This window comes from Paenibacillus sp. FSL R7-0312 (assembly GCF_038004445.1).
In the GTDB taxonomy this organism is placed as follows: Bacteria; Bacillota; Bacilli; order Paenibacillales; family Paenibacillaceae; genus Paenibacillus_AQ.
Genome location: NZ_JBBORE010000001.1, coordinates 3,321,847 through 3,345,149, shown reverse-complemented (window position 1 = coordinate 3,345,149; position 23,303 = coordinate 3,321,847). Strand labels below are relative to the sequence as shown.

The following is a 23,303-nucleotide window of genomic DNA, read 5'->3' as shown; positions in this document are numbered from 1 at the left end:
ATTTATGATATTACTGCTTCTGTGACATGGATTTGACCCTGTACAGCAGCAGCGCACCAAGCGCGGCACTGACCGTGCAGGAGAAGTACATTAGCCCCGCACCACCGGTCTCAAGCAAATAGCCATTGGGCAAGTTTCCGGCAATGCCTCCGAGTCCGACGAACACCATATTGAACAGGCTTTGCCCTGTGGCCTGCAGTTCCTTGCCCGTTATGGAGGCTACATACTCCACGGCAGCAATATAGAAGAAACCAAAGGACAATCCATGCAGCGTTTGGACTCCCATCATAACACCAGGAATGGGAATGAGCCATTGGATCGCCCACCGGAGCATGTAGACCGCGGAAGCCAGCATCAGCGTTTTTTCATAACCGTATCTCTTCAAGACTCTGGATGCAACCAGCATAGCAGGGACACTGGTAATGGAAGCAATCAACAGGGCAATCAGATTAAAGAGAAGAAACGGACCCCAAAGATCTGTAACTCCCATCCAGTTCAGATACATCCCGCCAAAATACCCTCCCAGTGCAGTGCCGATACTGCCGAACAGCCGGATGGTCCCAAAGGAGGTTCCTGCCGCAGAAGCAGCATTTACTGCATACGAGTCGGCAATGGGCGTCTGTGTACTACATCTTCAGGAGCACTTCGCCCTCCCTGCTGCTAACAGAGAATCTCATTATACTTGTTCCAGGTTTCATATTCATACCCTCAGTTCTTTCCTGTGCCCGCAGCCAGTCTGCTTCTTGCCGCAGCTGCGGCTCCTATCGCTCCCGCCTGGTTGCCTAGCACAGCCTGCCGGAGTATTAGGGATTGCTGAGGAGTGTAACGGCTAACTCTTGCCGCAATCTCCTGCACATAGCCCGGGTTCTTCTCCACGACTCCGCCGCCCAGAATGACAAGCTCCAGATCCAGGGTGAGGGCTATATTTTTCACAGCCGCCGCCATCTGCTCATACGCCTGATCCAGCAGCTTCATTGCCGTCTCGTCCTTGCGCTGCGCTGCAGCAAATACATGCTCCGCCCGGATCCTGCCGCCTTGCGCCAGCTCCCGGATTAGCGAGTTACTGCTGTTCTTGTACAGCTCGGCAGCAGCCTTAGCCCCAATTCCCGTGCCGGATACCTCCATTTCAAAGGGGCCAAATTCGCTGTATTCAGGATCAGTAGCGTTAGAGACCACCCCAGGCTCAACGATCAGATAGCCGATCTCGCCTGCGGCGAAGCTGGCCCCCCGGTACAGCTGCCCATTCAGGAACAGTGCACTTCCTACTCCCGTCCCTACCGTGATCATTATGAAATGCTCCGAACCGGTAGCCGATCCGGCAGCATATTCTCCCATTGCAGCCATGTTCACATCATTGTCAAGCGCCACCAGTCCCGGATAATGCGCCGCTATAACCGGACGGATATCGGTCATTGCAGGCCAATTCAAGGCCGGTGCGCTGGTCAGCGTGCCTGTACGCTCATTCATGACTCCCGGGAACCCGATGCCCACTCCCTGCAAGGAGGAGAGCGTAGTTCCATTGCGTCTGCAGAGCTGCTCCAGTTCACCGAATAACCAGCGGAAGAACACCTCCGGCTCCCGGCTAAGCTGTGTCTCCAGCTTATACTGTTCAAGAACAGTTCCATCCTCATCCGTTAGACACAGGAGCGTTTTGGTTCCGCCCACATCAATTCCAGCCGTACACCTATTCATTTAGGATCCCTCCAGCAGTTCTGTAGTTTATAAGCTTATGTTGTTTCTATTATCACGCATATGCCGGAACGCGGACTGGACTGCGACTTGAACGGCTCCAAGGACAACATCCTTGTCCCCGTGGCCGGAAGCAGACAACCGCGGCATGCGGTGAAGCCCGTCCAGCTTGACTTCCAGCCTGTGCAGCAGTACATCCCCGTGACTGCCAAGCCCGCCACCGAGAACAACAGTATCGGGAGCCATCACCGTGCAAATACTGCCAAGCGCCTCTGCAAGCAGACTGCAATAAGTCTCAATGATCATCAGAGCCAGAGACTGGCCTCTGCGTACTTCATCCAATATCCGCTCCGCCGTGACCCCGGGAGCGGTCAGCACATGTTCCGCGTCTCCGTGATGCTCCCTTACCAACCGTGCGGCCAACTTCAGGAATCCGTCTGCGGACAGCACATCCTCCAGTCTGCCTGCGCTCAGCATCAGGTTAGCCAATTCTCCTGCACCGCCGCCCAGGCCCCGGTATATCTCCCCATGGATAATGAGCCCGCCTCCGGTTCCCTCGCCGATGGAGAAGTACAGAAGAGAACCGCTTGCTGCCATACCGGATGAGGTATATTCCGCCAGGGCGGCAAGATTGACATCATTCTCCGTCACGACAGGCACAGGGAAGAGCTGCGCCAGATTAGCCAGCCTCAGAGCTGCTTCGATCCCCCGCAGCGGTGCAACAAGATCAGACACTCCACCGTCTGCCGGGTCCACAACGCCAGGAATCCCGAAAGCCGCTGACTGGATCTTCTCCCAGGAGAGCCCGGAGTCTGCAAGAAGCCCTTCGATACCCTGTACCAGAAAATCCTGAAATGCCTGCTCGGTCAAAGAGTCCTTCGGCATTGAGAGCTGCTTGTAATGGCAGATCTGTCCGCTCATATCTGCGAGCGCCATCCGCAGTCTGCTCCCCCCCAGCTCAGCTCCTATGATATAGAAGCATTTCGGGTTGAATTCAACCAGTATGGCTTTGCGGCCCTGGACGTTCCCGGCTCTGCCAGTCTCTCTGACCAGTCCACGTTCGAGCAGATGGGCAATAGCCGAAGATACAGTAGGCTTGCTTAAGCCGGTGTACCGGCTAAGATCCGCTCTTGATTGCGGTCCACCGGCGATCATCCGGTCCAGAATCAGAAATTCATTCAGATTGCGCATGACCTTGGGAGTCCCTGCAGTTTGAATTTTCATGATTCATCTCCGTTCTATATATAGTTAATTAAGTTTACTAACTTAATATACATAAATCTAGACGATTTATCCAGTCCCCGGCTTCCTTCCAATTCTGCTGTTCTGCCTGGATTCGTTCGTCCACACGAAGTGCAGGAGCACCCGCGCCCCTCTTGTACTAAGCAAATGGAAATATGTAGCTTAATTCTCCCATTTCCGAAGAGAATGGGCAAGCAAGTGGATAAACAGCACTTACAACCCGACTATAACTCCGCCCCTAACCTCCCGGCTTGCTATCATCATTTGCGGTAGAAACCAAAAATTCCCGATCCTCAAGCGGATCGGGAAGGCGGCGCACTAGTCCAGCAGCTTCTCCATATGCAGCACTTTGGCAAAGCCCGCTTTTGCCGTAAACAGCCGGGTATTCTGCACCTTGAAGGTTCGGAAGCCGAGCCGCTCATAGAGCTTCTTGGCTTGCGGATTGGTATCAACGACCTCCAGCAGCATCTTGCTGCGGTTCGCCTGACGGGTTATGGCAAAGGCCGCTTCCAGCAGCCGGGTTCCGATTCCCAGCCCTCTTGCCTCACTGGAGACGACAAGCGGATCAATATGAATGGAGTCCTTCGGAACGCCGCCATGAAACATACGATATAGACCGTAAGCTGCATAACGCCACGCACCGCCCGCTAAGCCAAACGAATGTCGTAGAGCCCCATAACCCAGTTTTGCGAAGAATCCTTCTCCTTTTTCCAGACCAATGAATCCAATTACCCTTCCCTCGCGTACCGCATACAGACCGTTGTCATAACGCAGGCTCCGGCACAGCACCTCCACGACTTGCTTCTCATTGCGGGTAAAAATCCACAGGGCATTGAACTTCAAGGCAAACGCCTGATAAAACAGTCTGGCAACCTCGCGTTTCTGCACTTCGTCCAGGCGGTTGACAATCTCTACGTCTAACATTGACATACAGCTTCCTCCTTAATGTGCTTCAGCTCCCGCTTCGTCCCGGGGCACCGAAGCCTTGAATGACGGTGGATACCAACAATTGCGGAGCATCATTCTTCGCAAGGTTGCCATTCTGGATCTCCTGCCAGGCGACGAACAGCAGATTATACATGACGGTGATCATCCAGTGGGCGGGCATCGCGGCATTCAGCAGACCGCGAGTCTGCCACCCTTCCACCGCTTCCCGCAGCGGTTGCTTGATGCGGGCTTCCTCGGCAAGAATATTAGGATTCTCGTCAACCGATGCCGCGAAACTTAGAAAAGACATCTTGCTGCCCAAAGGAATCAGCACCTCGAACACCTCCGTCAGGAAGCGGAGCATATCGCTGTCATCATTCATGATTCCTTCGAGCGCTTCATCCACCAGCCCGATGGCATTCAGCGCCAGTGCATCCAGCAGTAGCTCCCTTGTGGAGAAATAACGATGCAACGTGGCAATCCCGATTTGTGCATGATCTGCAATCTCCTGTAGCGTAGCCGTCGGCTTCAACGCCAGCAGCTCTGTTGCTGCGTCCAGAATAGCTTTTCGTTTATTGTCCTTAACACTGGGTTTCATGAACATAGACCTGCCTTTGCGGTGGATTAAGTGATATCTTTATGAATACAATGATATACTTATCTATCATTTATTATTATTTTATACTGGTGGGCAGCTGGTGTCAAATTGTTGATGTACATTAAAAACCCCCTTGAGGAAGCGTCATAACGCTTCCTCAAGGGGGTTAGGTCAGGGGCTATTATGCCCTGCAATACATTTTCAGCACATGAAAGGACTTAGGCCCGATCTCATAGACCATGGAGCCCGCGGTCTCCAGCGGATAGGAATGCGGAGCGATGCTGCGGGGAGTCCCGATAGAGTTCACATCCTCCTCCTGCCCCTGCATGACATACGCCTCACCGAATCCGGTCAAGGGCATCCCGGTCTCCAGTTCCACAGTTACACTGCGCTCCAAGGTATTCACCAGTTTCACGTAGATTACTTGCGCCTCTTCATCGTAAGAGACAGTGAACGGGATCTCTTCCTGCTCATTCACAGTCTGCAGTAGCTTCGTTCCCATTAGTGTACTGTACATCTGCTGCACATAATAGCTTGGCGTGCCATAGCTGTTCTCCCCATCGAACCAGATCATGTCAGGCGACCACTGGGCGTAGCCGAGTCTGGCGAACAACGGTGCATAGGAAGCAAGCACCACAATATCGGCGTTACGCTCAAGGCCTGTCAGGAATGCGGCCTCTGCCAGCGCCGCTCCCCAGCTGTTGAAGTGCGGCGCATTCATCCCGTTGCCATAGTGACCCGCATATTCCCCGGCGAACACCTTGATGTCTCTCGGATACTGATCATAGAAATGTACATTGTCGCACAGCCATTCCGGCTTCACATAATAATGCTCATCGACAGCATAGACGAAATTAGGGTTAGCCTTGGCCCGCTTACGGTAATAGTCCCACGCCCGGGTGTAGTGTTCCGAGTTGACATCCGGCCCTGCGGAGCCGATGAGCTGTACGGACGGGTACTGCGCATGAATTGCCTGCTCGAACAGGTCGTACCGGGTGAAGAAATCCGCATGCTCCGTCTCCCACTGTTCATTGCCTAGCCCAATCAGCTCCAGCCCGAACGGCGCAGGATGGCCCATCTGCAAGCGGAGAGCGCCCCACTGCGAATCCACCGGCCCATTGGCGAATTCCAGCAGATCCAGGGCATCCTGAATATACTCCTGAAAATCCTCATCATGCACGCCCACATGCTCAGTAGACTGGAACTGGCAGGCCAGCCCGACGTTCAGCACCGGAATCGGCCGCGCACCCAAGTATTCGCAGAGCAGAAAATACTCAAAGAACCCAATCCCCAGGCTCTGATTATAATGGCTATACTCGCTGGTGTAGTGATTCTCTTCATTGTTTCCATGCATCGCCCAGCGGCTGCTATTATTCCTGCGCTGCTCGGCGGCACCCACACTCTGCTTCCATTGGTACCGGTTATCCAGCGAATAGCCCTCTATAATACACCCTCCCGGAAACCGCAGGAAGCCGGGCTTCATCTCTTGCAGCAGCTCAACCAGATCCCGGCGGAATAAGCCCAGCACCGCATCGGAGGGAATCATGGATACGAAATCAAAGCATACCGTACCCGGAGTATCCAGCCGGATGACGAAATCCCCATAAGACACAGGTTCACTACAGCTAAGCTGCGCCGTATAGCGTGTCCATTCCCCTCTTACCGTTGAGGCAATGACAGCCTGTGCCATAACCGTGCTATTTTTCTCAACCGAAACTTCAATTCCGCCTGCATACCCCTCTGCTCTGGCATAGAAGGATACCTGATACTGAATCCCCGGCTTCAGAGAGACTCCATCATAGGCTTTATTGTTACAAGCATTCTGACGATCGGTGGCCGTAAACTCCAGATAATGGGGATTCACCTCATTCCGGGGATGCTCCGTTTGAATCTGCAGCGTTGCCCCGCTTGACTCTGCGGGATAAGCCGTCCAGCCATAGAGGCCGTCATAGCTCTCGCTGAAGCGCCCCTTGTCCCCCTTCGCTTCCATGAACTCGAAGGAACGGTTCTCGATCATCTCCGCATGCAGCCCGCCGTCCAGGCCGTAGTTGATATCTTCGAAGAAGAGGCCAATCATCCCCTTGTGAATAGATATTCCGGGTTTATCAGTAATTTGAATTCTCATCTATAGGACCTCGCTTAGAAAAAAGTAATTATACTTTCTATTAGCCATTTACAAATAAGAGATAATCTCCGTCGTAATGCTGCTGTCGTAACGGTCCGAGATGCCGAAGGACATGGATTTATAGGTCCACGCTGCCCGGCCGATATGATATTCTTCAAAAATAGCATGGACATCCTTATACCAGTTCACCACGCTAGGCGAGGGGGCATGTTCAATGACTCCGTATTCCCCGCAGTACAGATACACGTTACGCTCCATTGCAACGTCGATGGCCGTCTGGATCAGGCTGGTGATGTACTCAGGCCCCATCTGGCTGACGCCGTCTCCCTGAAGCCCCGATCCGAAAGCGCCGATGGCGGCCGAAGTGCTGCGGTACACCGCCAGTTCACCCAGATAATCCATGCTGCTCTCTGGCATCTGCTCCACCCATTCTGCACGCTGGTGAGTGAACAGGAACGGCTCATAGAAATGGAAGGTATATACGATATTGTCATCGTAGGGATGATCCAGTAGCTTAAGGGTATGTACGCTGTTCCATTGAATGCCGCCGACAATGATTTTGGTCTCCGGCGCATACTGGCGAATCTCGGTAATCGTCCGGCGGGCCAGTGCATTCCAGCGGCTGCTGTCCTGCTCCACAATCTCATTCAGCAATTCAAAAGCCACAGTATCCTTATAAGCTGCGTAACGGATAGAGATCGCCTTCCACAAATTCAGGAACCGGAGCTGGAGCGCCGGATCGTCGAACAGGGAATTTGCGGCCACACTGTCGAAGGAGAACCCGGGCGTCTTATGCAAATCAATAATGAGATTCAGCCCGTTGGCAGCGCACCAGCGAATACAATTGTCAATATGCTTGAATCCTGCATAGGCCTCAGCGTTCGAGGACTCTTCAATGACTTCATAATCCACCGGCAGCCGGACATGGTCCAGGCCCCAGGAGGCAATCGTTTCGATATCCTTTTCCGTAATGAAGGTGTCATAATGTGCCTGCTGATACGGACACTGGGACAGCCAGCCTCCGAGATTAACCCCTCTTGAATAACCGATCCATTCATTCATAACCTATCATCCTTTCCGGCTTCCGCCTTCATCATTTGCTTCCGGTGCTGCTTCTATTAAGCATAGATAAACCCCGCTGGCAGTACAATTACACATCGTGCGTATATACTAACTTATTGTGCAATCCTTCTTTACAAGCCGGCCTGCCGGCTTCTACAATAGACCTATCTGCTGCACTGGAGGCTCATATGAATATACAGAATATCGGCTACAACCATAGCCATGACGCGGATTTCATCATCAACCGGCCCCAAGGATCCGGAGACTACATGCTGCTGCTGCTGAAGACCCCGGCAATCTTCACCTTCGCAGGGGTGAACCAGGTAACAGAACCGGGTTCTTTCATTCTGTACAGTGACTACACCCCTCAGTTCTACCGGGCTTACGGGCCGCAGTTCACCAATGACTGGTTCCATTTCCGGCTGGACAAGCCGGGCGACGCTGCACTGCTGGACAGGCTGGCTATTCCCAAGAATGAGGTGATCCCGGTTGGCGATTTGAATGAGCTGTCGATCATCATTAACAATTTGTGCTATGAGGCTTATTCCTTGAGCCCGCATAAGGAGGAGACGATGGAATTATATCTGCAATTATTCTTCATCAAGCTCAGCAACCGAATTCACTCCGCCCAGAAGGAAGTCGGCAATACACATTACAACAAGATGTCCCTAATCCGCACCAAAATCTATAATCAGCCGTTCCTGAACTGGACGATTGAAGGACTATCCCATGAGCTGACCATGAGCCGATCGTGTTTTCAGCATTTGTATAAGGACTTCTTCGGGGTGAGCCCGATGGCGGACGTCATTGCCAGCCGGATAGAACATGCGAAATACCTGCTTACCGCTACCGATATCTCTATCAAAAAAATTGCAGAAATGAGCGGCTACGCAAGCGAGATCCACTTCATGCGGCAGTTCAAGCAACAGCTGGGGTTGACTCCGACCCAGTACAGGGCGCACCAAAAATAACCCCACAACGTGGGGCATTGCTTGGTTACATTATTTCGCATCCAGAGATTCGGACAATGCCGACTAAAACAAATCACTTAGTAAGTCCTGCTTTATCTTCTCTAAAAATTGTAATTGTACTTCGCACTGTTTATACATATTTTCAAAAATTAATAGCACATTATTCGAAATTTCGGAATACTTTTCCTTTTCTTTTTGCCCCGCTTTCATTTCATCATAAATATTTTGGATCGCCTGTTGCTGAACCTCCACTGCTCCTATGATGTCTTCTTTCGGCGCTTCATCCATGAATGTAAGAACTGTATACAAAGCGGTTGGAAAAACAACGGAAGCTTTCTTAAATGAGCTAATCAACATCCTGTCAAATTCAAATTTCCCCTTAGATGTGATCGAATAAATGGCCTTTGAGCGGTTCCCCGTTTGCTCAAGCCTTTCCAAACAAACTAATCCATCTTTGTCAAGCTTCCTCAGAGCATGGTAAATAGATGCAGGTTGCACGTATGCCCATTTATCTGTTTTCGCAGATATCATCTTTTGTTGAATTTCATAGCCAGACATCGGACCAAATTTTAATAATAGTCCAAGAACCATTTCATTTGTCATAATCTTCACTCCCATTCAGACAGTAAATTTATAGTATTTAAATTATAATACTTATTGATACTGTTTAATACAACATTTGAACTTATCATCTGTAAAGATAATTCATTACAAATTTGCATCTCCCTTTACACAGTAAGAGTTAGTTGTTATAATCCATTCAGAAAGCACATACTAAATATTTAGTATTAAATATTTATTATCCTAATCACTAAAACTCAAGGAGGGTCTAATGAACACGATTACCAAGTCAAAACAAAAAGCAGCTCTGTTAGTTGTCGGGATAGCCATTTTTTTGGATATGTTGATTTATGGACTTGTGGTACCTATTCTCCCTAAATATGCCAGCTCTCTGGGGGCATCCCAAACTGAGATCGGATTGCTTTTTGGTAGCTACGCAATCGCATTGTTTATAGCAACACCTATATTTGGCGCTTTATCGGACCGAATTGGCCGACGTGCCCCTATGCTTTGGGGATTACTTGGATTGGCTGCAGCTACACTATTGTTTGCATTTGCAGAAGAATATTGGATGCTGATAGTAGCAAGAACCTTGCAAGGGCTTGCCGCAGCCGTGACCTGGACATCGGGATTAGCCATACTTGCTGATCTTTACCCTTCCAAAGAACGCGGCAAAGCCATGGGACTTGCATTGTCAGGACAGGCCGCTGGAATCCTTCTTGGGCCAACTATAGGCGGTTGGATGTACCAGTTAGGCGGTTACAAACTTCCTTTCCTGTTTGCAGCAGCTCTGGCTATAGCCGACGGAATGCTTAGGATCTTTCTGTTACGTGATCTACCGGAGAAAAAGTCCGGTGCGTTTCTCTCATCTTTCGGCTTACTTCGAAATCGAAGTCTTTTGCTAATTAGTGGTGTTGTTATTATTGGTGCGGCTATTCCTAGTGTATTGGAACCAACCCTCCCACTGCATTTGCAAGAGAAATTCAACGCCGAGCCTGGTTTTATCGGAATGTTATTCGCTATTCCTACATTATCTTACGGGCTCGCCACCCCTTGGATCGGTAAGTTATCCAGCAAAATAGGATATAAGAAAGCAGTACTAATTGGACTTGTAGTGGTTGCGATAAGTTTGCCGCTCTCAGCTCTGCCCAACTCCATGTGGATGCAGGCAGCTTCTTTAGTCCTACTAGGCCTCAGTATGGGCATGGTCCTTGCACCTTGTCTTCCCGCACTTGCGGACATTTCGGAGAAAAGTGGTCTTCCTTCTTACGGGATCACCTTTGCCATCTATAACACAGCTTATTCGTTCGGAATGATTTTAGGGCCCGTGAGCAGCAGCATTCTGACCGATGCCATAGGGCTCAAACTTTCATATCTCTCTATTGGTTGTGTTGCACTTCTTTATATGTTTATCATGCTTCCAAGTGTCCGAAGAACTGAAGCTACTCGGTTAACCAGCAATGTTCAACATGACCAATCAGGTTGTTACAACGCCAGAGCTAGAACGAAGGGTCGAAGATCACTTTAGTATCGTCCCCTTATTCATCTTCCGGTTAATCCCGCTCATATCCATCTGTTTGTCGACCCCCCGCAGCAGTGCGGCCTGCAGACGGTTTCTGAACGCAGGAACCCCTTGGTTGGCGAGTGCGGCGGCATAGAAGGATGCATGCTGATCCAGGTACTGGAACGTGTAGAGCAGAGCGCCCTCCGTAGGAAAAAGCAGGGATAGAATATTTCTGTACCATCCGATTACTTCACCTTATTAAAAAGGACAAAACCGCACCTTGGTAAAGGTAGCTGCTTTGTCCTTTTTGAATGAAGTTTACTTTTGAAATAAATCGTCTTAGTTTTTTATATGTGAATAGAAAGTCATCAATCTCAAGCAACGTGCTGATCTTTGAATAAAGAACTCACTCCCCCAAACAAAGCTTGATTAGATCGTCCACATGGGCGGTAGCCAGGCATACCACCGTGTCGGCGGCTCCGTAATAGATTTCCACTTCACCGTCCTCCTCCAGCACCATACCGCCGGGGAAAATGACGTCATTGCGGAAGCCCCCTTCCATCTCGTAGGGCGCTTCAGGCGCAAGCAGCGGCGATGCGCTCATGCCAAGGATTTTCTTCGGATTGTCAAGATCAAGCAGCATAATGCCGGCAGTATAACGCTTCTTCCAAGATGGCTCCCAGCTGTTTTTCCCTCTTGCAGGATCGATATCCACCGCATGGAACGTAGTGAGCCACCCCATGTCCGTCTTCACGGGCGGTGCGGCAGGGCCGATCTTGTCATTGGCAAACGGCACCTGCTCCACCGCCAGCAGCAGCTCGGAACGGCCCCAATAGATCAGATCCGGCGACTCCGAGATCCAGGCGTCGAACGGGTCCCTTCCTCCTCGGCTGTAGACGGTGAACGGCCGTTCCAGCCGGACATAGTTGCCGTGAATCCGCTCCGGGAACAGCACCATATTGCGCAAGTCCGGCGTCGACAAGCTCAAGATTTCAAAGGATTCGTCGCGCAGCTTGAAGACCGGCTTCGGCCCCGCCGTCCAGTGAATGCCGTCATCACTGAAGGCGATGCTGAGATCCGTTGTATGAGACGGCTCGAGGGTCTGCTTTTCCAGCGAGCCGTAGTCGTTGCGGAATACCATGACGTAGCGGCCGCCCAACTTGGCGACGCCCGCGTTGAAGACAAGCGCGGCGGAATACGGCACGCGGGCCGCATCCAGCACAGGATTGAATATCCAAGGTAGTCGTCCCAATCTCCAGTTCCAATCCCAATATTACATACCTAGATTTCATCAAAAACATCAAATTTCTTCTTTACATAATCTCTTGTCGCCAATTGGGTGTGAATGCATGTTGGAGAGGAGTTCCATTCTCCGGCATCCAGAGCAGCCGTTCATTGACCTACCTTGTCAAACCTTGCAGGCCTAAGCGTCACTTCCTGAGAGGTTATAATCCTAGATTCCTACAATGCTGTCCTGTGAAAACAACGTGCGCACTACTATCTGTGCACACGTTGTTTGAAATGACCTTTGATAATGGAATTCTAATTATTGCTTGGTTTGATCGAATGTACTGACTTTGGGATTGAGCCTTTAAAGACTCTAAACTCCCGATAATTTTTGTACCGTTGTGTGTGATCCTAACGCTCTTATCCCAAGTGCTAAGGCCCCACACAAGCCGGCATTATCGCCGAGCGTAGGTGCGACAATGTAATGTTCGATCTCCGATACAATAGGCTTGGCACTCACGTATCCATTGAGAATGCTGCCTACCTGCTCTCGGATTATCGGGAATAACTGGACTTGCTTCATCACGCCCCCGCCTAGAATGACTTTCTTAGGGGATAACGTCAGGATGACATTCGATATGGCCTGCGCGATGTAGAACGCCTCCATCTCCCATGCCGGGTGGTCTTCCGGCAGTGTATCGCCCTTAGCCTTCCACCTTGCTTCCAGCGCCGGGCCGGCGGCCATTCCTTCCAGACAATCACCATGATAGGGACAATTGCCGCCAAAATCATCGTTCGGATGCCGCCTTGTGAGGATATGTCCACCCTCTGGATGAACAAGTCCATGTACCAGGTTACCTTCGGTATATACGCCGACTCCTACGCCAGTCCCGATCGTATAGTAGACACAGCTATTCAATCCTTGTGCTGCACCCCATTTGGCTTCGCCCAGCGCGGCAGCATTAACGTCCGTATCCCAACCGACTGAAACATCGAAGACCGATTTCAGCGTACCCACGAAATTATATCCGGACCAGCCAGATTTTGGCGTTGTCGTCACATAACCGTAAGTCGGACTGGAGGGTTCGAGGTCGACCGGACCAAACGATCCGATCCCTATACTATCGACTCTCTTATCCCGGAAGTAGGCGAAGACATTCTCCATCGTCTCTTCAGGTCGACGCGTTGGAAAGTGAATCCGATCCTCAATCTCCCCTAATTCATTCCCGACACCACAGACAAACTTTGTTCCGCCTGCTTCAATTGCCCCGATACGCATGAGCTACCTCCTTGACCTCATCTCTCCATATGCTTCCCAGCTCATTGATCTGGAGCGATACCAGCTTTACGTTTCCGCCTACCGCGTAGAGCTCAAGTCCGTTGCTTTCGGAAGCGGGGAAAATCATGTCCGAGATGACCGCTGTACCCTCACCACCGAACACTTCTATTGAAGACCAATCCATGAAGATGGACATGCGTATACGGTTATTCACAGGCGGCAGCGGTGCCTGGTGCTTAGCTGCGAAGTCCGGATGGAAATTCGTAGTGCCTGATTTCGTGCGATCGACAAACAACTCCATCTTTAGGGTATCGTACCCGACCACCGTTTCTTCATCTGCAGACTTTCTAACCTTCATTCCGAACTCCGTTGCGGTTCCAATTTCGAATTCCGCGATCAATTCCGCTTTATTAATGGTGATGTCGGCCAGCGGATTCGTATCCGGAACCAAGGTCACATCCTCCAGAGCCATAAGCGGTGAACTTATCCTTCTCAATTCTTCAACCGGTTCTTGCACCAGACGAAGGCCTTCCCGATAGGTTCTCAACTTCAACTCTCGTGGAATGGATGCATTTCCCCGCCACTTGTCAGTCGGAAGCGTCCCGGCATACCGCCAGTTGTTCATCCAGCCGATCCATAGCTTACGTCCGTCTCCTTCCGGTATATCGCTCCAGGTGACGGCTGCATAGAAATCAGACCCGAAATCAATCCATTTCACATCATGAATCGAAAGAATAGGCTCATCCAGTGTAAATGTCTTACCATTGAAGCTGCCGACGAAGTACATCATACCGGAGCCTCCTGCCGGTGGTTCAGGCTCACTCGGGTTCACTCCATTACAATCGCCCACACTTAGAATGAGCACCCACTTCTTCTGATTTGGATCACCATCGACATTCATCGAGAATAGATCCGGACATTCATAAACGCCACGATGCGTTCCGATGACATCGGCGCCAAATGCACTAGCAAATGCCCATTCCTTCAAATTTGGAGAGGTGTAGAATTCCACACGGTCTTGAACTGCCAGAGTCATAATCCAACTAGATGTATCCTCATGCCAGAATACCTTCGGATCGCGGAAATCAAGCGTCGTCTCCGGAAACAAGACCGGGTTCCCTTCATATTTCGTCCAAGTCCGTCCCTTGTCTCTGCTGTAGGCGATGCTTTGAACCTGCGGCTTACCTGGTTGCACCTTGTTGTCGTTATTCGTATAGATTGCCACAAGCCCTGACCCATCCTCATCAAAAAAACCACTTGTGTTATGTGTATCGACGACCGCGCTTCCAGAGAAAATCGCACCGTCCTCACCTGGCGGCAAGGAAGGTTCAAGCTCCTCCCAATGGACCAGATCGGAGCTTACCGCATGCCCCCAATGCATTCTCCCGAAATCGGGTTGGCTTGCGAACGGAGTGTGCTGATAAAAGAGGTGGTACTCATTCTCGTAATAAACCATTCCGTTCGGATCGTTCATCCAGTTTTTTTGTGGCGAATAATGATACTGCGGACGGAACTTCTCTGTATAATTCATGTTTCTCCCACTCCTCCCCATAATACTCATTTGCAAAACATAAATGTGATTTTGGATACTTCTCTCGCGAAAGTAAGTGCTTCCATAAGTCACTGTCAACGGCTTAGCAAATTCAATTTACAACATCACGATTCCTTCGTCAAGACTTTTTATGACTATAAAAGTAAACATATGAACACAACAAAAACACCATTTCATTTCAACAACGTAAAATTCATTGGTTTTTATGCTTAAAACAACGAAATATTAGTTTTTTATTATGAAAAAGCCATAACGAGGTGAATGCACACCGTCCATTTTTATTGTGCATTTGTTTACTTTTGAACAAAATGTAAACCTTATTAATCTCTCTTTTTACTTTTTATCTAATTGTTCATTTGTAACAATTAAGTTGACAATTACATTATTTTATACTACGATTATTTTGGTTGAGAACGCATTACTTCTGCTAAAGGAGCCATTATCTTTGAACAAAGAAAAAGTAACCATTCAAGATATAGCCGATTCGCTTGGACTTTCTAGGAATACTGTATCCAAAGCATTAAATAATAATCCCTCTATACCGGATGAGACACGCAGCAAAGTGGTTAGGAAAGCTATCGATATGAATTACAAGCAGTTCGCCTTGTTCGAACAAGAAGGCACTCCTGCCAAAAAAACCGGTAATATCGCCCTGCTTACTGCAAATATGCCGAACAATTCACATTTTGGCACATCACTGCTAAGCGGCCTCGAACAAAAAATCAGCTCCGAAGGCTTCAATTTGTCAATACATATCGTTCGAGAGAATGAACTCGATTCGTCGGCTCTTCCTGTGAATTTCGACAAAAGTAAAGTAGATGGCATTGTCTGTATCGAATTGTTCGACAAGAGCTACTCGGAGTTTATTACGTCATTCGGGATCCCGACATTATTCATTGACGCTTCAGCAGAACTGACATTTTCTGAGATGAAGGCAGATCTACTGCTGATGGAGAACATTCACAGTACTTTCAGTCTAACGAAGAAGCTCATTGATGAAGGAATTACGGAGATCGGGTTTATCGGCGATTCCCGCCATTGCATGAGCTTCAACGAGCGTTGGGACGGGTTCACCAAAGCCATGTATGCCGCCCGGATTGATCTTGATGAATCCTTCTGCATTCTCGAAGACGACCGGCATATCGCTGACTATAAGTGGCTTAAGCAGCGACTAGCAAGCATGACTAACCTTCCACCCGCGTTCGTATGCGCCAATGACTACATCGCTATTAATGTCATTCGTATCTTAAAGGACCTAAATATTCAAATTCCTGGTGAGGTTAGGGTCTGCGGATTCGATAATTCCCCCGAGTCGCGAATCGTGGAACCCCACTTGACCACCGTTCATATCCACCGATCCGAAATGGGCTTTCTTGCGGCCGAGATGCTTCTTTCCAAAATCGAAAATCCCGGTAGACCTCCACTGGTTACGCATGTTAAGACGATGCCGGTTTTCCGTCAATCGACGGGTCATGAGGAGTAGACAGTAGAAGAATGCCGTGGACTACGCGTTGGCAGAAGAGGAGTATTAAACGTGTCGGGACATATTCTTTCTAATTCCGGCGATTTGTAAAACAAACAAGGGTTCCAGCTCTAATGAGCTGAAACCCTTGTTGTTGTAGTGCCGAGGACGGGGGTCGAACCCGTACGGTACTCACGTACCGCAGGATTTTAAGTCCTGAAACAGGCTTTTTAACCATTTCTTAAAACCATAGAACTCTCGAATAAAAATCCTTTATCCATGCGGGTTAAAGGCACTTTTTTGTGTTCCTCATCTTCTAAGTCCAAGATATGTCGGACAGATTTATGTTAGCAAAAATGTTAGCAATATGAAGGGTAGAAACTTTGTATTTCTGCCCTTTATATGACAATTGACATCATCGCTGCCAGCGATGCGCTCTGGCGTGGTGGTCAGGGGCACTGCCCGAAAAATCTTAAATAGAGACTATTTAGAAGCCAACCTTCCAAAATCAGGAGGTCTATGAAAATACTTATTATCTCCTTGTTTAGTAACACCAGTTTCTTGAACCTTTTCAACTTCACTCAGAGGCAAATGTACAGATACTGCAGCCTGAATGTGATTGCCGTTTATTTGAAACACCTGCCGTTTATTGCGATCTCGCAGCGGAGTGAAAGCCACAGATCCACCATAATATCCTGTATTACAAATTACTACATTACATAACAACATTCGTTGCATAGTATCAGCTATCGATATAAACCCTGCAACGTCTGTATTATATGTTAATACGAAAAGTGTTTGAATCTGACTTTGTAAAATAGCTTGAACTGGGAGATTAAGAAAGTCAAAACATATGAGCACTGCAAAATTCCCTAATTTACTACTATTGAACTGATATATTCGATTACCGTTGATAAATTCAAAACCATGTCCCGATAGAAGATTTTTTTCGTCTGGAGCAGGATGTAATTTGGGAATAGTAATTACGGTCGCATTCCCATTTTTAATTTTTCTTTTTTGGTAGAGATTATCAGGTATAACAACAAAAGCCTCATTGTGCAAGCGGATTTTCCCTGTTGGAGATGGATAAGGCTCTGCTCTATATTCTAATCCGCCCATAATAATACTACCATATCGTACGGCCCTTTCTTTAATATGGCTAAATAAGAACCTACGGGGAAGAAAGAGTTCAGGTAGCATCACAAAATGAGCGCCGTCCTGTTCTGATACTTTTAGTATAGAATCAAGTGAGTCCAACTGTAAATGTGGTTCTGAAAATTTGAATCCATCATTATGATCAAGATAATAAAGTATATGGTGTTCGTGTATGGACTGTCCAATAGTGACAATTATCTCTTTTAATAATTCATTCTCCATCAACTTACTCCCTTGTCAACTTATCAATATCAATGAAGCGAATTTCACGTAATCCTGTATCACCAATAAAAAATCTATTTTCTAAAATAGAAAGATGTATTTTTAAACGCGTAAGATAGTCTGAAAATTTTTCTATTGGCTCTTTTTCAAGGGGGAGTAAAGGGAGTTCTTCTCCGAGTTCCAAAAAAGTGTTTTTATAAAATGACTTCTGATAGTTCAAAGACCCTGCGATTATTTCAGCCAGTTCGGTAGAAGGGAATTCCGCTTGAGCAATAATATCTGAAATTCTTTTCCACCCCTTCAGTTGGCTTATACCAGCAGACCAGGACTTGAAGTGTCTGTTTGATATAAGTCTCAGTAATAACATAGAAAAAGAATAGCAAAGTAAATACTCGTCATTCTTTGCAAAAGATACTTCTGTGTATGCCCATGCACTTAAGTAATACTCTGAAAAAATCACGAAATCTTCAGAAAATTTAAATTTACATAAATTTTTATCTGCTCTCCAATTTTTCCAGTCATTTATATTAAATGCAATACGGTTTAAACTCACTTTAGAAATCAGAGGATTCTGAATATTAAAGATAGACACCAGCAACTCATTCTGTTCACTGTTACGTTCTTCTAATTCAATAGATAACACTCCACCAATAGAGATTAACAAAGAGGTGATTTCTCCTTCGGTTAGTGGTAACAACACTGGAGGTATATCTTTTACTTCTAACCATTGCGGGAGAATATTAATGATTTCCAACCAATCCTGAAGCGGGATATCCTCCACATCTAGGTCCACTGCAGATGAAGGAATATCATCATGAGTTTCTCTATCTAATGAAAAAGCCTTTTTTATTTTGTTAATATTTTCAATACGTGAATTTAAGTATTTTCTAACACGATGTTCTGTTGATACTTTTCCCAAGGCACTTGATAAACGATTGGCTGTTAAGACATCCGATTGACTGGCTAATAAAGTGATTGCTTGATTAAGTATTTCCATAACTCCGTTATAAATAGGTATAACGTCAATTGAACTCTCTTTTAGTAGATGATTATCCTGATAGAAAGTGTATAAGTATTGTTCAGCCATTTCAATTAATTTGTGATAACCGTAAGTTGTAATTTTCCCTTCACGTCCACCAGCAATTTCAATCCAGACACGTCCATGCCTTTTTTGTTTCCAATCCCAAGCCTGAGTATTAGTCGAGTCCAGCCTCTCCCAGACCCATCCGATCCAGCTTTCTTCGTCTAGATACTCTCCCACTCTTATTCCTCTTGGACGATTACGTCTCCATATCTCACTCATAGTGGCAATTAACACAGCATCCTTACCATGTCCGGCTTTTTTATTCATAATTCTAAACAGACTATGGGCACGTCTAACACTTTTCATTGAGCTTTTTGTAACCAATTTTAAATCAGTAACTATTTTAGTGTTTGCAAATAGCCAATAGACAGCATATTGTTCGTGCCATGTTGGAATATTTGTTTGATACCATCCTGATACTTGTTCAAATATAATATCTCTCATCCGGTTACGGTTCTCTTCTGAAACATTATTCCAATTTTCAGCAATAGCAAATAAAATTCGTGTGCGGATGTATGCACCATAAAAACCTGGCTGAGTTATATCATTAGTTTTTTTTGCTGATTTGAACATTTCAATAATTAGCGCCTCAGTAGTTTTGACAAAGGGTATCTCCATCAAATGAAGTACATAACAATTGAGTAATGATATTTTGTACGGAAACTTCATGAAAGATCTTCTTAAGGTTTGCGTTACATTTTCATTAGCGTCCAACTCTCGGTATTGTGTATCTTTTGCCACTTTTCGAATTTTCCAAGCTGCAAACGATGACTTTGTATCACCCCTAATTTCCGCATCAGCAAACTCAGTGTTAACTAAGTCCATTAGCTCAGACAAATATCCTTCAAGTTCTTCTCCTCTCATAGCTCTAACTTGTTGGTCACCTAATTGCGATAGCTTGTCAATCAATGCTGTAGAACTCGGCAAGGTATCAAAACGGCCCACTCTAGGACAATAAATCTCATCCTGAAAAATGCTATTTATCAGTTCATTGGCTTGCTTATTGGATATACCTTCTACACTTTCTTTTATTCTTTTTATTAGATCGCCCTTCAACCTTGGTTTTGTTTTGTCTTCAGAAATTTTTAAGTCGATAGGTTGAATTAGCTCTTGAATTTTGTCTATAACTTCACGAATAACTGTTTCATCAGAAGATATAATCATGATATCGTCAGTATAACGAGTTAAATAAGTAACATGACCTTTTTCAGTCTGTTCATTCATAAACTCTTCCATTGGATGATCTAAAATCTCAGTTAATACACAGTTTGCGAGGAATCCAGCGGCGACCAGCCCTGTTGGTAATGTATCACATATAGAATCTTTATTACTCATATCTAACCCTATACCCTTAATCTCATCATCTTCTAGATAAGTAAGATCAGATTGAATATGACAGATTCGCTTCAGAACTTTAAACCAATTTTTCTTTGTATCGAGTGTTATCACGCCATACTTACATAATTCAGTTAATCGAACTTTTAGAACTTTCTCAACTACCCTCATTTTTAAACTAGGATAAAACTTTGTAATATCAGCTTGTCCATAATATGCAATCGGAAAGACATCAAGCACATGTTTAAAATAGTCTTCTTGCTTTTTCCGTTGTAAACGAAGACTTCTTTGGAAACTCTCATATAAATCATTATGCGTGTAATTAATCATAAGTCTTTGAAAGGTGTTGGAACCATTGTCAACAAGAGGATAATATTTCCGTCGCAACCGATTATTACAACTCCAATTAACCATCCATTGCAAATTATTAATATTTGAATTATTCTCATCTGAATTTAATGAATATTCGTTAGTATCAAACCATTCACCTAACGTTAAAACAACCGTGGCCCACGCCACTTGGTCACGAAAAGAAATTTTTGACATAGGGCGCAACTTAAGATCGTCACCCTTAGCTCCCTTAGGAAAACCATAAATAATCGGAGGTGTCATGCTGTAGGAAAAAGAACTAAGTTCATCCTTAATACTTAGAAGATTCATCTCCAACTCAAGCTCAAACTCTTTAATTTCGATTGGATCGTAAAAACCTTGCTGCTTAACAAAACTCTTAGCCTTTTTCCAACCAAAATAATAATAGTGCAGTGGTATTTCATTAGGAGAAAATAATATTTCGCTCAAATTGTGCCTCTCCATTGGTTCATATTTGTGATATTCGCTTCTCCATCTCTTTAACCTATCAACCAACGACAACCCATTAATCAACTTAATATTTAGTCTATCCGCAGCCTCTTTCGCCGCCTTCGTAAAATTACTCGTTGTAACAATCCAAGTATCATAACAACCATGCACCTGCTTACCTGCCTAAAATCTTAGTACAATGTCATTTCCAACATCCTACTTCCAGCGCTTATACTGCACAGCTATTTTATACCCCTATTTACCTTTTCAGGGTTAAATCGACTTCGTGATCGCCGGAACCGCCGACTCGTTGTAAGATATATCCTTGATCTATGTAATATAGCTCCATTAATCACTCGAAATCTCTACCGGTTCTGCATAATAAGTTCTAGCTATTACCACTTACACCATGCTTAATATATATCGAGCCACCGAACCCTAGAGGACTATGTACCTAAAACTTATTGACAATATATTTGATCATTCTTCTATAACTTCTAAAATCATGCATTATCCTCTCTACTATATCATAATAATGGGTATTCTTGGTATGATAAAAAGCCCTCTAGTGATCCTGAGGGCCTATCAATATCTACTTATATTTAGTTAACTACAGATTTTACTACAGATTTTAGTATAAGTTTCTAAGACTAGACTTGATTATCTTTTTGATGAGACAGAGTTTGGACGATGCCGCGGTTTGAGCAGTAGTACGAGGTTGAAAAGTAACATAGAGGATAACTCAAGACGAAGGTGATTTCTGGAAAAGGTTTAGGTTTAATTTCTTTGGGCCGCTACCGATATAACACGCCAGACGTATTTTGCATGAGTTTGTTAATCAACATTTATTGAATATCGTAGGAGGGCAAATCTTAACCAAACATAACAGCTTAGAATATAGCAAAATATACAGTGGATAAAGCATACAGTAAATCAGGTGAATTAACTGTATACTCACTGTTGATGATGAGTCAGATAAGTTTGGAACGGACCCTATGCAACTATTTGCTCAATTCCACCCCGATTATACCTGGTGAAGAACCAATAAGAGCTCTACAGTCCGCATGCATTGCTAAATGAGCCAAATACCTAAAATAAGCGCTGTACCTGTACAGTCCGTAGTGTTCATATTGAGCAAGTCAGAGCAATACAGGACAATTCAGGAATTTAAATTCCCCACACTCCTAGTGATTAAGCCAAATACACGATACGGATCGGAATTGGGTGCAGAAAAATCTTCAACGCCAGTCTGACAGACTCTGTTCAGCTTCAGTAATGCCTTACAAAATATGTGATTACATTAGCAGCTACGTTAATAATTCAGATAGCCTTTGACTTCTAAGTTTGCTATTTCTCCTACGCTCCGCCCTCTCATTGCAAATTCATAAACAGAAAAAACCCGGCATTTCTGCCGTTTTTTAGGATGACTCTCAGGGGCTCGAACCCTGGACAAATAGATTAAAAGTCTACTGTCCTACCAACTGAGCTAAGAGTCCATAATATGAAATTTGGTGGAGCCTAGGGGGATCGAACCCCTGACCTCAGCGATGCGCTCTCCCACGGATGGTCATTTACACACCCATAAAGCATATGGCTATGCTCTTAGAACAAGAAAGACTATAGTATGAAAACAAGCCATACCTTTTAGCAACACTTACTTATAGTTGTACCCTGAAACTAATACACAAAATAAATTAGTGAACTCTGGATATTTAGTGAAGTACTCATCTTTAATCAGTATGTTAAATATTCTTGCTGCGTCATCAACATTTCCTGAAATGTCAAGTATATGTAAATTTTTCTGTAAATTCTCTAATTTCCACACAAAATCTTCATAACAAGCCTCATCTATTTTGTCCTTTACAGACTCTAGGAAATTCATGCTTTTTTGAAAGTCTCCGCTTTTTAAATAGGCCATAGACAATTTATCAATAATCCATACATTGCTCCTATCTTGCTTCCAAATCTTTTCAAGAATGTAGACACGTTTTATTGGAGGTAGTGAACTGAGTATTGTAAGTACTGGGCCTTCAGTACCTATTCTATGTTTCTTAAAATAGACGACAAGCAAATCTTCAAATATGGTTACCGCATGATGAACGGCGTTACTAATTTCATTAGGAGTAATTCTTTTAGCAGTATAATGAGCGCCTTTGTTTCCAATATTTTTAATTTTAAAATACTTATTAGCTAGATCTTTATCAATATGTTCCTTAACCAAAACAATTTTGTCATCAAGGTCACTCTTTCTCCATTCGCTCTCTGAGATGTCAGCCAAACTTAAAAGTCTATCTTTCAGAAGTAAATCAATAGCGCCCTCTAAATATCGACGCAAACAAGTAGCTTGAACTACTTCTCTTAATGCAGGATTAATAAAATCCCTATATTCCTCCATTAGTTCAGATGGAATCAAAGGTGGAATAGTAACAGATAAAATATTTTCTTGACTCATATTACACCAACCTTTTCTATTAAATGTGAGGTAGCTTCGATTTAATAGTAAATAAGCT

At 45.7% G+C, this 23,303-nt stretch carries 17 protein-coding genes and 1 tRNA gene; 3 read left to right on the top strand and 15 right to left on the bottom strand.

Annotation, left to right across the window (positions count from 1 at the left end; translation table 11 throughout):
- Window positions 1-10: 10 nt before the first annotated feature.
- The 7 genes from MKX70_RS14620 to MKX70_RS14590 all read right to left on the bottom strand — a co-directional run bounded on the left by MKX70_RS14620 (window position 11) and on the right by MKX70_RS14590 (window position 7,643).
- The gene (locus MKX70_RS14620) at window positions 11-505 is read right to left on the bottom strand and encodes an MFS transporter (RefSeq protein ID WP_340840230.1); all 495 of its coding nucleotides are present in this window, start codon (window positions 503-505) and stop codon (window positions 11-13) included.
- 203 nt (window positions 506-708) lie between these two features.
- A complete protein-coding gene (locus tag MKX70_RS14615; protein ID WP_340840229.1) occupies window positions 709-1,692 on the bottom strand; it encodes an ROK family protein in 984 nt (327 codons plus the stop codon).
- 27 nt (window positions 1,693-1,719) lie between these two features.
- Window positions 1,720-2,913 carry an ROK family transcriptional regulator gene (locus MKX70_RS14610; RefSeq protein WP_042238434.1) on the bottom strand — a complete coding sequence of 398 codons (1,194 nt, stop codon included), beginning with the start codon at window positions 2,911-2,913 and terminating at the stop codon, window positions 1,720-1,722.
- Between the two features lie 336 nt (window positions 2,914-3,249).
- Entirely contained in the window at window positions 3,250-3,861 is a 612-nt protein-coding gene (locus MKX70_RS14605; protein WP_042238435.1) for a GNAT family N-acetyltransferase, read from the bottom strand.
- Between the two features lie 22 nt (window positions 3,862-3,883).
- Window positions 3,884-4,456, bottom strand: a complete 573-nt coding sequence (locus MKX70_RS14600; protein ID WP_042238437.1) for a TetR/AcrR family transcriptional regulator — start codon at window positions 4,454-4,456, stop codon at window positions 3,884-3,886.
- Window positions 4,457-4,637: 181 nt separating this feature from the next.
- A complete protein-coding gene (locus tag MKX70_RS14595; protein WP_340840228.1) occupies window positions 4,638-6,581 on the bottom strand; it encodes an alpha-L-arabinofuranosidase C-terminal domain-containing protein in 1,944 nt (647 codons plus the stop codon).
- Between the two features lie 48 nt (window positions 6,582-6,629).
- Window positions 6,630-7,643: a glycoside hydrolase family 5 protein gene (locus MKX70_RS14590; RefSeq protein ID WP_340840227.1), complete on the bottom strand. Its 1,014-nt coding sequence runs from the start codon at window positions 7,641-7,643 to the stop codon at window positions 6,630-6,632.
- A gap of 188 nt (window positions 7,644-7,831) precedes the next feature.
- Here MKX70_RS14590 and MKX70_RS14585 point away from each other — a divergent pair, with 188 nt between their 5' ends.
- A complete protein-coding gene (locus MKX70_RS14585) occupies window positions 7,832-8,614 on the top strand; it encodes an AraC family transcriptional regulator (protein ID WP_042238439.1) in 783 nt (260 codons plus the stop codon).
- Between the two features lie 63 nt (window positions 8,615-8,677).
- On the opposite strand, the gene MKX70_RS14580 is transcribed toward MKX70_RS14585, so the two are convergent.
- Window positions 8,678-9,217, bottom strand: coding sequence for a PadR family transcriptional regulator (locus MKX70_RS14580; RefSeq protein ID WP_042238440.1), 540 nt, complete (start codon window positions 9,215-9,217; stop codon window positions 8,678-8,680).
- A 229-nt stretch (window positions 9,218-9,446) separates the two neighbouring features.
- Here MKX70_RS14580 and MKX70_RS14575 point away from each other — a divergent pair, with 229 nt between their 5' ends.
- The gene (locus tag MKX70_RS14575) at window positions 9,447-10,703 is read left to right on the top strand and encodes an MFS transporter (protein WP_042238442.1); all 1,257 of its coding nucleotides are present in this window, start codon (window positions 9,447-9,449) and stop codon (window positions 10,701-10,703) included.
- 382 nt (window positions 10,704-11,085) lie between these two features.
- On the opposite strand, the gene MKX70_RS14570 is transcribed toward MKX70_RS14575, so the two are convergent.
- The 3 genes from MKX70_RS14570 to MKX70_RS14560 all read right to left on the bottom strand — a co-directional run bounded on the left by MKX70_RS14570 (window position 11,086) and on the right by MKX70_RS14560 (window position 14,716).
- Complete coding sequence (locus MKX70_RS14570; RefSeq protein WP_340840226.1) at window positions 11,086-11,931, bottom strand: glycoside hydrolase family 130 protein; 846 nt, start codon at window positions 11,929-11,931, stop codon at window positions 11,086-11,088.
- Between the two features lie 348 nt (window positions 11,932-12,279).
- Entirely contained in the window at window positions 12,280-13,185 is a 906-nt protein-coding gene (locus MKX70_RS14565; RefSeq protein WP_340840225.1) for an ROK family protein, read from the bottom strand.
- On the bottom strand, window positions 13,166-14,716 hold the full coding sequence (locus tag MKX70_RS14560) for a glycoside hydrolase family 32 protein (RefSeq protein ID WP_340840224.1): 1,551 nt from the start codon (window positions 14,714-14,716) through the stop codon (window positions 13,166-13,168). The genes MKX70_RS14565 and MKX70_RS14560 overlap by 20 nt, the downstream gene beginning before the upstream one ends.
- A 466-nt stretch (window positions 14,717-15,182) precedes the next feature.
- Between MKX70_RS14560 and MKX70_RS14555 the strand changes: the two genes are divergently transcribed.
- Window positions 15,183-16,220, top strand: a complete 1,038-nt coding sequence (locus tag MKX70_RS14555) for a LacI family DNA-binding transcriptional regulator (protein WP_042238447.1) — start codon at window positions 15,183-15,185, stop codon at window positions 16,218-16,220.
- Window positions 16,221-16,682: 462 nt separating this feature from the next.
- Here MKX70_RS14555 and MKX70_RS14550 read toward each other — a convergent pair whose 3' ends face one another.
- The 4 genes from MKX70_RS14550 to MKX70_RS14530 all read right to left on the bottom strand — a co-directional run bounded on the left by MKX70_RS14550 (window position 16,683) and on the right by MKX70_RS14530 (window position 23,245).
- The gene (locus MKX70_RS14550; RefSeq protein ID WP_042238448.1) at window positions 16,683-17,576 is read right to left on the bottom strand and encodes a hypothetical protein; all 894 of its coding nucleotides are present in this window, start codon (window positions 17,574-17,576) and stop codon (window positions 16,683-16,685) included.
- Between the two features lie 4 nt (window positions 17,577-17,580).
- Entirely contained in the window at window positions 17,581-20,793 is a 3,213-nt protein-coding gene (locus MKX70_RS14545; RefSeq protein WP_197072971.1) for a reverse transcriptase domain-containing protein, read from the bottom strand.
- A 1,423-nt stretch (window positions 20,794-22,216) separates the two neighbouring features.
- Window positions 22,217-22,290 (bottom strand) — tRNA-Lys (locus tag MKX70_RS14535).
- Between the two features lie 157 nt (window positions 22,291-22,447).
- A complete protein-coding gene (locus MKX70_RS14530) occupies window positions 22,448-23,245 on the bottom strand; it encodes a hypothetical protein (protein WP_340840223.1) in 798 nt (265 codons plus the stop codon).
- Window positions 23,246-23,303 lie beyond the last annotated feature (58 nt).